At 72.4% G+C, this 10,099-nt stretch carries 6 protein-coding genes; 4 read left to right on the plus strand and 2 right to left on the minus strand.

Features of this window, described 5'->3' with window-relative positions; translation table 11 throughout:
- The first annotated feature begins 166 nt into the window (after nt 1-166).
- Nucleotides 167-2,449: an FAD-dependent oxidoreductase gene (locus ACZ37P_RS26660; RefSeq protein ID WP_467348969.1), complete on the plus strand. Its 2,283-nt coding sequence runs from the start codon at nt 167-169 to the stop codon at nt 2,447-2,449.
- Between the two features lie 24 nt (nt 2,450-2,473).
- On the opposite strand, the gene ACZ37P_RS26665 is transcribed toward ACZ37P_RS26660, so the two are convergent.
- Together ACZ37P_RS26665 and ACZ37P_RS26670 are read right to left on the minus strand one after the other, a co-directional pair.
- Nucleotides 2,474-2,695: a DUF8129 domain-containing protein gene (locus ACZ37P_RS26665; protein ID WP_355332750.1), complete on the minus strand. Its 222-nt coding sequence runs from the start codon at nt 2,693-2,695 to the stop codon at nt 2,474-2,476.
- 167 nt (nt 2,696-2,862) lie between these two features.
- The gene (locus tag ACZ37P_RS26670) at nt 2,863-4,494 is read right to left on the minus strand and encodes an FAD-dependent monooxygenase (protein WP_355332747.1); all 1,632 of its coding nucleotides are present in this window, start codon (nt 4,492-4,494) and stop codon (nt 2,863-2,865) included.
- 303 nt (nt 4,495-4,797) lie between these two features.
- Between ACZ37P_RS26670 and ACZ37P_RS26675 the strand changes: the two genes are divergently transcribed.
- The 3 genes from ACZ37P_RS26675 to ccrA all read left to right on the plus strand — a co-directional run bounded on the left by ACZ37P_RS26675 (nt 4,798) and on the right by ccrA (nt 9,994).
- Entirely contained in the window at nt 4,798-5,559 is a 762-nt protein-coding gene (locus ACZ37P_RS26675) for a thioesterase II family protein (protein WP_401721333.1), read from the plus strand.
- 252 nt (nt 5,560-5,811) lie between these two features.
- Nucleotides 5,812-8,625 (plus strand): helix-turn-helix transcriptional regulator, encoded by a 2,814-nt coding sequence (locus ACZ37P_RS26680; protein WP_355332741.1) that lies wholly within the window; start codon nt 5,812-5,814, stop codon nt 8,623-8,625.
- Nucleotides 8,626-8,653: 28 nt separating this feature from the next.
- The gene (gene ccrA / locus ACZ37P_RS26685; RefSeq protein ID WP_467348972.1) at nt 8,654-9,994 is read left to right on the plus strand and encodes a crotonyl-CoA carboxylase/reductase; all 1,341 of its coding nucleotides are present in this window, start codon (nt 8,654-8,656) and stop codon (nt 9,992-9,994) included.
- The last annotated feature ends 105 nt before the right edge of the window (nt 9,995-10,099 follow it).

Raw genomic sequence — 10,099 nt, forward strand, 5'->3', positions numbered from 1 at the left:
CCCCCCCCCCCCCCCCCCCCCCCCCCCCCCCCCCCCCCCCCCCCCCCCCCCCCGCTCCCCCCCCCACCCCCCCCCCCCCCCCCCCCCCGCCGCGGCGAAGTGACCATCGCACGGCCCGAACTGACGCCACCTCAACCAGCAGATTCCTAAGGAGCGCTGAAACGGCATGACCGCACCGCGCACTCTCCTCACCACCGAACCCGCCCGCGACAGCCGGGACTTCCGCACCGAGTGGCTCAGCGCCGACCTGGTGATCGTCGGCGGCGGAATGGCCGGTACGTGTGCGGCCGTGACCGCCGCGCGGGCCGGGGCGCGGGTCGTCCTGGTCCAGGACCGGCCCGTGCTGGGCGGCAACGCCTCCAGCGAGATACGGCTCTGGGTGCTGGGCGCCACCGCGCACATGTTCAACAACAACCGCTGGTCGCGCGAGGGCGGCGTGCTCGACGAGATCCTCGTGGAGAACATGTTCCGCAACCCCGAGGGCAACGCCGTGCTGTTCGACACCGTGCTGCTGGAGAAGGCGGTCGCCGAGCCGGGCATCACCCTCCTGCTGAACACGGCGGCGACGGCGGTGTCCAAGGACGGCGACCGGATCGCCTCGGTGAGCGCCTTCTGCGCCCAGAACTCCACGCGCTACGAGCTGACGGCCCCGGTGTTCTGCGACGCGTCGGGTGACGGCGTCCTCGGTTACCTGGCCGGCGCCGCCTACCGGATGGGCGCGGAGTCCACCGAGGAGTTCGGCGAACTCTTCGCGCCCGAGGAGTCGTACGGCGGCCTGCTCGGCCAGTCGATCTACTTCTACAGCAAGGACGTCGGACGGCCGGTGACCTTCGTGCCGCCCGGCTACGCGCTCGACGACATCACCGAGATCCCCCGCTGGCGCAGCTTCGACACCACGGTCCAGGGCTGCCGGCTGTGGTGGATCGAGTACGGCGGCCGTCTCGACACCGTGCACGACACGGAGGAGATCAAGTGGGAGCTCTGGAAGGTGGTCTACGGCGTCTGGAACCACCTGAAGAACTCCGGTGACTTCCCCGAGGCGAAGACCCTGACGCTGGAGTGGGCCGGGCTGATTCCCGGCAAGCGGGAGAGCCGCCGGTTCGAGGGCCTGTACATGCTCCGCCAGCAGGACATCGTCGACCAGCGCCCCCACGCCGACGCCGTCGCCTCCGGCGGATGGTCCCTCGACCTGCACCCGGCCGACGGCGTGTTCAGCGAGCACGCCGGGAGCAACCACCTGCACGCGCGCGGGGTCTACCAGGTGCCCTACCGCTGCCTGGTCAGCCGTGACGTGAGCAATCTGCTGCTGGCGGGCCGGATCATCAGCGTCTCGCACGTCGCGTTCGCCTCGACCAGGGTGATGGCCACCTGCGCCCAGATCGGACAGGCCGCCGGGATGGCCGCCGCCGTGTGCGCGCGTGACGGCGTACTCCCGGCGGAGCTGACGAAACCCGACCGGATGGCCGCCCTTCAGCGTGAACTCCTGCGTGCCGGGCAGCACATCCCCGACCTGGGGCTCGACGATCCGGACGACCTCGCCGGGCAGGCCGCGCTCACCGCGTCGAGCGAGCTGACCGTGGGGTCGCTCCCCGGCGACGGTCCCGCGGCGCCGCTCGACCACTCGCGCGCCCAACTGCTGCCGCTGGACGCGGGAAAGCTGCCGAGGATGACGCTGACCGTCGACGTGGCCGCGCCCACCACCTTGCGGGTGGAGCTCCGTACCGGCAACCGGCCGGAGGACTACACCCCCGATGTGGTGCTGGCCGCGCGGGAGTTCAGTCTCGACGCCGGCGCCGGGCAGCGGCTCGAGGTCGACGTCGAGGCGGCGGTCGACCGGCCGCGGTACGTCTTCCTGACGCTGATCCGCAACGACGACGTGTCGGTGCGGACCACCACCCGGCGCGTCACCGGCCTGCTCTCGGTCCGGCACACGGGCACACAGGAGGCGGACGACGCCGTCGGCAAGCCGCGCGTGGAGTTCTGGACCCCCGAACGGCGCCCCGGCGGACACAACTTCGCCCTGACGATCGACCCTCCGCTCAGGGCGTGGAGCGTGGAGGGCGTCCGCAACGGCCACCACCGGCCCACGGCGCGGCCCAACGCGTGGGCCGCCGCGTACGAGGACCGCCGTCCCACCGTCCGCCTGCGCTGGCCGGAACCCCGACGCATCGGCCGGCTCCACCTGACCTTCGACACCGACGCCGACCACGCCATGGAGTCCGTCCTGTGGGACCACCAGGAGCGCGCGGTGCCGTTCTGCGTACGCGATTACGTCGTCCGCGCCGGGGACCGCGTGGTCGCAGAACGCGCCGACAACCACCAGACCCACAACGTCCTCACCTTCGACATCCCCCTCGAAACGGACGAGCTGTCCGTCGAGGTGGTGTCCACGCACGGCGCCGCCCCCGCCGCGCTCTTCGCCGTCCGCTGCTACGCGGCACCGTCGTGACGCCACCGCGGGGAGGACGACGTCCTACCGCGCGCGGTGCCGCAGGACGCGGAGCTGGGACATCAGCAGGCGGATCAGCGGCGTGCGGTTGCGGTGGCTGTTCTCGTAGCGCAGCACCGTTTCCAGTTCTTCGCGCTGGAGTGAGGGGACGATCCCCTCGATCGTGAGCTTGGGCAGATGTTTGTAGTCCGCGATCGGCAGTGCGCCGGTGGGCGGCGAGCCGGTCTCGTCATCGAATATGTCCAACGAAGTCACCTCTTGGGTCACGTATGCGCGTGCCCGGAGGAGGACCGGGGAAACGGGTGTTCGAGTGGGGATCGTCACACGGGCGTCTCCTCGGCGTGCGCGGGACCTCGCCCGCCCGCCGTCCGGGGCCGCGCGGCCCCGGACGGCGGATGCGCCGTCGCTCCCGGTCAGCGCGCGAGCGCGGCCAGCCGGTCCCGTACTCCGGACATGTCCCAGCCCTGGGAGCGGTGGGAGATGAAGCGGTCGGGCCGGAGCAGGCACAGGCCGGGGCCGGTGGCCGCGAACGCCTGGTGGCAGGCGCCGTGCCGGTCGCCGAGCAGCGACCGGTCGGGGTCGCCCTTCCCGCGGGTCCGGCTCACCGCGACGACGGTGCCGAAGTCCCCGAGCGCCTCGCGGCCCGCCCGCGTCACCTCCGCGATCCGCCGCTCGTCGTCCTCGTACCCGAGGAACACCAGCAGGGCGTGTTCGCTGCCGCGCAGCCGGTGCCGCAGCGTGGTGAAGCCCGTGCCGTCGTGGACGAACGCGTCGGGGGAGAGGTCGCCGGGGCCGGGGCCGCCCGCGCCGGACCTGCGGGCGCGGTCGACCTGCGGGCTGTGCTCGTAGTCGACGAAGAGCTCGGTGACGCCGAGGGCCAGCCGATGCCGTACGGGAGGGGTCCTGCTGATCAGCCGCAGTGCCTGCGCTCGCAGCGTACGGGCGACCGGGGCGTGCGTCGTGGCCACCTTCGTGGCGCGGGTCGTGGCGTGCAGCACCCGGTCCGCCACCGGACGGCGCTCCTGCTCATAGGAGTCCAGCAGCCCCGCGCCCGCCCGCCCCTGCACGACCAGCGCGAGCTTCCAGGCCAGATTGTGCGCGTCCTGGAGGCCGACGTTCATGCCCTGTCCGCCGACCGGGCTGTGGGTGTGCGCCGCGTCCCCCGCCAGCAGAATGCGCCCCTGCCGGTAGTGCTCGGCCAGCGACTCGCGCACCTCGAAACCGCTCAGCCAGTCCACACGGGAGATCGCGCTGCCGCCGTCGGCACCGCAGAGCGGGGTGCGCTCGGCGAGCAGCCGGTTGAGCATGTCCTCGTCCGGTTCCGGCGCGTCGGAGCCGGACGGGACATCGGCGATGACACGCCAGTGGCCGGGCTTGGGGAGCGGAAGCAGGACGAGGATGCCGTGGCCGCCCAGCCAGGGATGCAGCCGGTCCTGGGGAAGATCCCAGTCGGCCGCGACATCGGCGAGCAGGAAGGCGCGGTGCAGATCCCGGTGGTCGCCGGCGATCCCGGCCGTCCGCCGTACGGTGCTGTGCGCCCCGTCGCAGGCGATCAGCCAGTCGGCGCGAACCGTGCGCTCCGCGCCGTCGGGCATCCGCAGGGTCGCGGTGACGCCGTCCGCGTCCTGACGGCACGTGGTCAGTTCGGTGCCGCGCTCGGCGACCGCGCCCTGCCGCCGCGCGGCCGTCTCCAGTAAATCCGCCACCTCCGGCTGCGGGAGGGAGAGCGCGAAGGGGAACGGCGAGCGGATGCCGTCCAGTTCGAGCGGGATGACGTCGTCCGGGCCGGGATGGACGTCGATACGGCGCAGGATCCGGCCGCGGTCGACCGCCTCCTCGGCGATCCCGAGGTCGTCGAGCACCTCCAGGGTGCGGGCTCCCACCACCAACGCCCTGCTCTGCGTGTTCTCCTCGGTGGACCGCTCGATCAGCCGGACCCGCACACCGCGCCGGACCAGCTCCTCGGCGACCAACAGCCCGGTGGGCCCCGCACCGACCACCAGAACCTGGCAACTCGCGCCGCCGTCAACGGTGTTCGCTTCCATCGATCCTCCGCGAGACCTCATGCGTGTCCTGGCGACACGGCCTGGCCCTCGCCTACCCCGTCCCGCCCTCCGCCCCCGCGGCAAATTCGGGCGGGGCCCGACGCGCCACCGCCGCCGGTCGGGCAGCCGGTCGAGCGGTCCTCGCGGATTGCCGGTTTCGGCCACCCCTGCCTCGCCATTTTCCGTTCATAGGGGTGGCGCTCGCCGGATTAGGGGTTACTGGCGAGTGCGGAGCCGAACTAGTTTCGAAACCGCATGCATGGCACTCCTTGGGCACGTTGGGCGGATTTGTACGAATTGGAGATGTGTGTGAACCGCGAGGCATGGTTCAGCCGCTATCACCCAGCTCCGCCCGGAAGTGAACCCCGCAGACTCGTCTGTTTTCCGCACGCCGGAGGCTCGGCAAGTTTTTACCTCCCCGTTTCCAGCGCGCTGCAACCGGATGTCGAAGTCATCGGGGTGCAGTATCCGGGACGGCAGGAACGCAGGACCGAGCAACCGGTCCAGGACCTGCACGACCTGGCCGACCTAGCCGCCGAGGCGCTGGCCCCCATGGTCGACCGGAGGACCGCGTTCTTCGGCCACAGTATGGGCGCGGTCGTCGCCTACGAAGTGGCCCTGCGGCTGAAACGGAACCATGGGGTGGAGCCGGCCCGGCTCTTCGTCTCCGGGCGCCGCGCGCCCTCCGCCCACCGTCCGCTGCCCGATCCGGTCCACCGGCGGGACGACGCCGGCATCGTCGCCGAACTGCGCCGACTCGCCGGTACCCACGCCGATCTGCTCGCCGACGACGAGATCGTGCGCATGATCATGCCCGCGGTCCGCGGTGACTACCGGGCCATCGAGACCTACGCGCCGCGCCCGGCGCCGCCGCTGAATTGCCCGGTCACCGCGTTCGTCGGCGACCGCGACCCGCAGGTGGAGATCGCGGAAGCGGAGGCGTGGGCGGGGCACACCGCGGGCCCGTTCGACATCGAGGTCTTCCCCGGCGGCCACTTCTACCTGGTGGCCGAGGGGCCGGCGGTGATCGCCGGGTTACGCGACCGGCTCGGCGTGCCGGTGTGACCGATCCGGCGGTGACCGGGTTGGCGGTGACCGGGCCGGCCGTGGCCGACCCGGATGCGGCCGAGTCGGAGATGGCCGACTTCTTCCGCTTCCTTAACGCGCCGAGGTTGCCCGATCTTCGGAAAGCCGCGATAGAGTCGATTCGGCTTTCGGATACGGTGGGAGTTGGCTGTTTGGGATAGATGAGGATCATCTGTGCCACGGGGTTCACACCCGCAGGCGCTTTGTTGCGTTCCCGGTGTCTTTTGGGTAATGCGAATTGAACGGTTTGAACGGGGGCTGTTCACTGTCGTGGAATTTATTCAGCGTGAAGCGCAGTTAGAGTTTTTGAGCAATTCCTTGCGGGATGTCATGTCCGGCAGCGGGAGAACGGTTCTGGTCGAGGGCGCGATCGCCTGCGGCAAGAGCCAGACCCTGGAATGGGTCATCGACGAGGCGACCAGGTCCGGGGTCACCCTGCTGTGCGCGGCGGGGTCGCCCGCCGAGGCCGGCACACCCCTGGGCGCCGTCTCCCAACTGATGGACGGCGTGCCGCCGTCGACCGCGCCACCGGTACCGCCCGACGGGGCCACCGACCTGGGAACCGGCCGGTTCGCCCGGCAACTCGCCGCGGCCGTGAAGGACATGGCCGAGCAGGCACCGGTGGTCATCGCCGTCGACGACCTCCAGCACGTCGACGCCGAGTCGCTGCGGTGTCTGCTCCAGCTCGCCCGGCTGACCCGGCGCGGACGTGTCCTGATGGTGCTCACCCAGCCGCTGCACGGCGGACCGCGGGACCCGCAGTTCGCCGTCGAGCTGCTGCGTCAGCCCGAAGTGCACCGGCTGCGACTGCTGCCCCTGGACCAGGACGGCGTGGCCCAGATCCTCGCCGCGTATACCGACCTGCCCGCCGGAGCGGTCAACGCCGCGGAGCTGTACCGGCTGACCGGCGGCAATCCGCTGCTGCTGCGCGCGTGTCTCGAGGACTGCCACCGCGCGGTGGCCCACTGGCCGCCGGGCATCGCCCCGCCGCTCGCCGGGGAGCTGTTCGGACAGGCGCTGCTGACCTGCCTGCGCCGCGGAGGCGAGGACACCTGGGAGGTGGCCGCCGCCGTCGCGGTGCTGGGCGAGGCGGCCGACACCGAGTCCGTCGGGCGCGTCTCCGAGGCCACCTCCTGGAGCGTCGACGAGGCGTTGCAGGCACTGGAGTCCGCGGGCATCGTGGACGGCCCGCGCTTCCGCGACCCGGTGGCGCGGTCCGTGGTCCGCGACAGCCTGGACGCGGCCGAGAGCGGCCGGTTGCACCGCGAGGTCGCCGGTCTGCTCAGGGACCAGGGCGCCCGCCCCTCGGCGGTGGCCGCGCACCTGCTCGCGGGGGGCGAGGTGCCCGGCTCCTGGGGAGCGGCCGTACTGCGGGAGGCCGCGGAGGCCGCGCTGCACGAGGACGACGCCCCGCTCGCCATCGACTACCTGGAGCTGGCCTGCGCCGGGTGCGACGACGAGCGGGTGCGTACGGACATCAGGCTGCGGCTGGCCGCCGTGCTGTGGCGGATCAACCCCGCCGCGGCCGAGGCCAGGCACCTGCCGGAACTGGTCGCCTCCGCGGCCACCACCCGGCTGCCCGCGCACACCGCCGCCGGTCTCGCCGACCTGCTGATCAGCCACGGCCGCTTCGAGGAGGCCCGCGCCATCCTCGGCGGCCTCAAGGCGAGGGCGTCGTCCGGCCAGTGGGGCGCGGCGCAGGCGGCGCTCGGTCAACTGACGCCCCTGGCCGGGCAGTGGTGCGGCGAGGGCGGCGACCCCGGGTTGCAGGACCACCCGATATCCGCGGACGCGGTGGCGCATCCGTCCCCCGACGGGTCGCTGCGCTGCCCGGTCCTGTCGCCCGACACCGGCGTGGAGACCTCGGCCGAACGCTTTCTGCGGGTGTCCCCGCTGATGGACGTGACGCTGACGCCGATCGTCAACGCCGTGGTGTCGCTGTACTTCGGCGACCGGCTGGAAGCCGCCGACGACGCCTGCCGCAGATTCCAGGAGGAGGCCGACCGGCGGCGGGCGCCGGGCTGGCGGGCGGTGTTCGCCGGCCTGCGGGCCGACATCGCGCTGCGCGGAGGACGGCTGGAGGCCGCCGCGCAGTACGCGCAGGAGTCGCTGAACAGCGTCTCCGCCCACAACGGGAGCTTCTTCGTCGGCGGTCCGCTGGCCGTACTGATCCTCACGCACACGGCCGCGGGCGACTACACGGCCGCGGCCCGGCGGCTCAACCAGCCGATTCCCGACGCCCTGCTCAAGAGCGTCTACGGTCTCGGATACCTGCGGGCACGCGGCCACTTCTACCTGGCCACCGGCCAACCCGAGGCCGCGCTCACCGACTTCAAGACAGCGGGCCGCTTCGCCGTCCGCTGGGGCGTCGACCGACCGGTGCTGCTGCCCTGGCGCACCGACGCCGCGCAGGCGCTGTGCCGTCTCGAACAGCCCGACCGCGCCGAGCGGTTGATCGTGGACCAGCTGCGGATGCCGGACGCGGTGCACCCGCGGGTGCGCGGCGTCACGCTGCGGCTGCGCGCGCAGAGCGTCGACCTCAAGCTCCGGCCGTCGCTGCTGGCCCGGGCGGTCGAGGACCTGCACCGGTCGGGCGACCGGCTCGAACTGGCCCGCACCGTGGGCGTGCTGGGCGAGACGTACCGCGAACTGGGAGAGACCACACGGTCGATCGCCGTCACCCGCCGGGCCCTGCACCTGGCCCGCGAGTGCGGCGCGGAACCGCTGTGCGCGGAGTCCGGACAACGGCTGCGGGAGGGCGAGCGGGAGCGGGCCCAGGATCTCGCCCCGGCCGCCGCCGCGCTCGCCGAACCGGTCGCCGCCGACGCGCTGGGCGCGGAGGCCGAGGCGAAGCTCAGCGATTCCGAGAAGCGGGTCGCGGCCCTGGCCGCCTGCGGATACACCAACCGGGAGATCTCGGCGAAGCTGTTCGTGACGATCAGCACCGTCGAGCAGCACCTGACCCGGGTCTACCGCAAGCTCAACATCACCAGGCGGCACCAACTCCCGCTGGAAGTGCACATGCCGACCAACGAGATCGCCTGACCGCCGGGTCACAACGGGAGGACCGCTCATGCAGCAGATCATCGACGCCGTGCGCGCGGATGCCGGAGCCGAGGACTTCCTCGCGCTCCCGGTGCCGGAGAGCTACCGCGGCGCGGCCGTGCTCCGCGAGGAGACCGACATGTTCGAGGGGCTGGAGACCCGTGAGAAGGACCCCGCCAAGTCCCTGCACACCATCGACGTCGCCACCCCGGAACCCGGCCCCGGTGAGGTGCTGATCGCCGTGATGGCCAGCGCGATCAACTACAACACGGTCTGGAGCGCGATCTTCGAACCGCTGCCCACGTTCACCTTCCTCGACCGGTACGCGCGCAGCAGCCCCGAGGCGGCGCGCCACGCGCAGCCGTACCACGTCCTCGGCTCCGACGTCGCCGGGGTGGTCCTGCGCACGGGGCCCGGTGTGCGCAACTGGAAGCCGGGTGACCGGGTGGTCGCGCACTGCCTGAGCGTGGAGCTGGAGTCCGCCGACGGGCACGACGACACGATGCTCGACCCCGAGCAGCGGATCTGGGGCTTCGAGACGAACTTCGGCGGCCTCGCGGAGCTGACGCTCGTCAAGTCCAACCAGTTGATGCCCAAACCCGCGCACCTGACGTGGGAGGAGGCCGCGTCGTCCGGGCTGGTCAACTCCACGGCCTACCGCCAGCTCGTCTCGCGCAACGGCGCCTCGCTCAAGCAGGGCGACGTGGTCCTGATCTGGGGCGCGGGCGGCGGCCTCGGCTCGTACGCCACCCAACTGGCCCTGAACGGCGGGGCGGTGCCGGTGTGCGTGGTCTCCGACCCGCGCAAGGCCGAGCTGGTGCGGGCCATGGGCGCGGAGCTGGTCATCGACCGGGCCGCGGAGGGCTACCGGTTCTGGAAGGACCCGCAGACGCCCGACCCGCGCGAGTGGAAGCGGTTCGGCGGCCGGATACGGGAGTTGACCGGCGGCGAGGACCCGGACATCGTGCTGGAGCACCCTGGCCGGGAGACCTTCGGCGCCAGCGTCTTCGTCACCCGCCGCGGCGGCACCGTCGTCACGTGCGCGTCCACCTCCGGATTCCGGCACGAGTACGACAACCGGTACCTGTGGATGTCGCTGAAGCGGATCGTCGGCTCGCACTTCGCCAACTACCGCGAGGCGTGGGAGGCCAACCGCCTCATCACCAAGGCGATGGTGCACCCGACGCTGTCCACGGTCTACCCGCTGGAGGCCACCGGGGAGGCGACCCGCGCCGTCCACCGCAACGAGCACAGCGGGAAGGTGGGCGTGCTGTGCCTGGCGCCCCAGGAGGGGCTCGGCGTGACCGACCCCGAGACGCGTGAGCGGCACCTGCCGGAGATCAACCGGTTCCGTACCCCGGTGGGCTGACAACGGCGGCGGGGGGGGGGGGGGGGGGGGGGGGGGGGGGGGGGGGGGGGGGGGGGGGGGGGGGGGGGGGGGGGGGGGGGGGGGGGGTGGGGGGGGGGGGGGGGG

Source organism: Streptomyces sp. NPDC024632, from assembly GCF_055559175.1.

Bases quoted from the DNA above. Each gene is read 5' to 3' on its own strand.
- ACZ37P_RS26660 (WP_467348969.1), top strand. From the start codon at position 167: ATGACCGCACCGCGCACTCTCCTCACCACCGAACCCGCCCGCGACAGC.
- ACZ37P_RS26670 (WP_355332747.1), bottom strand. From the start codon at position 4,494: ATGGAAGCGAACACCGTTGACGGCGGCGCGAGTTGCCAGGTTCTGGTG.
- ACZ37P_RS26675 (WP_401721333.1), top strand. From the start codon at position 4,798: ATGTGTGTGAACCGCGAGGCATGGTTCAGCCGCTATCACCCAGCTCCG.
- ACZ37P_RS26680 (WP_355332741.1), top strand. From the start codon at position 5,812: ATGCGAATTGAACGGTTTGAACGGGGGCTGTTCACTGTCGTGGAATTT.
- ccrA (WP_467348972.1), top strand. From the start codon at position 8,654: ATGCAGCAGATCATCGACGCCGTGCGCGCGGATGCCGGAGCCGAGGAC.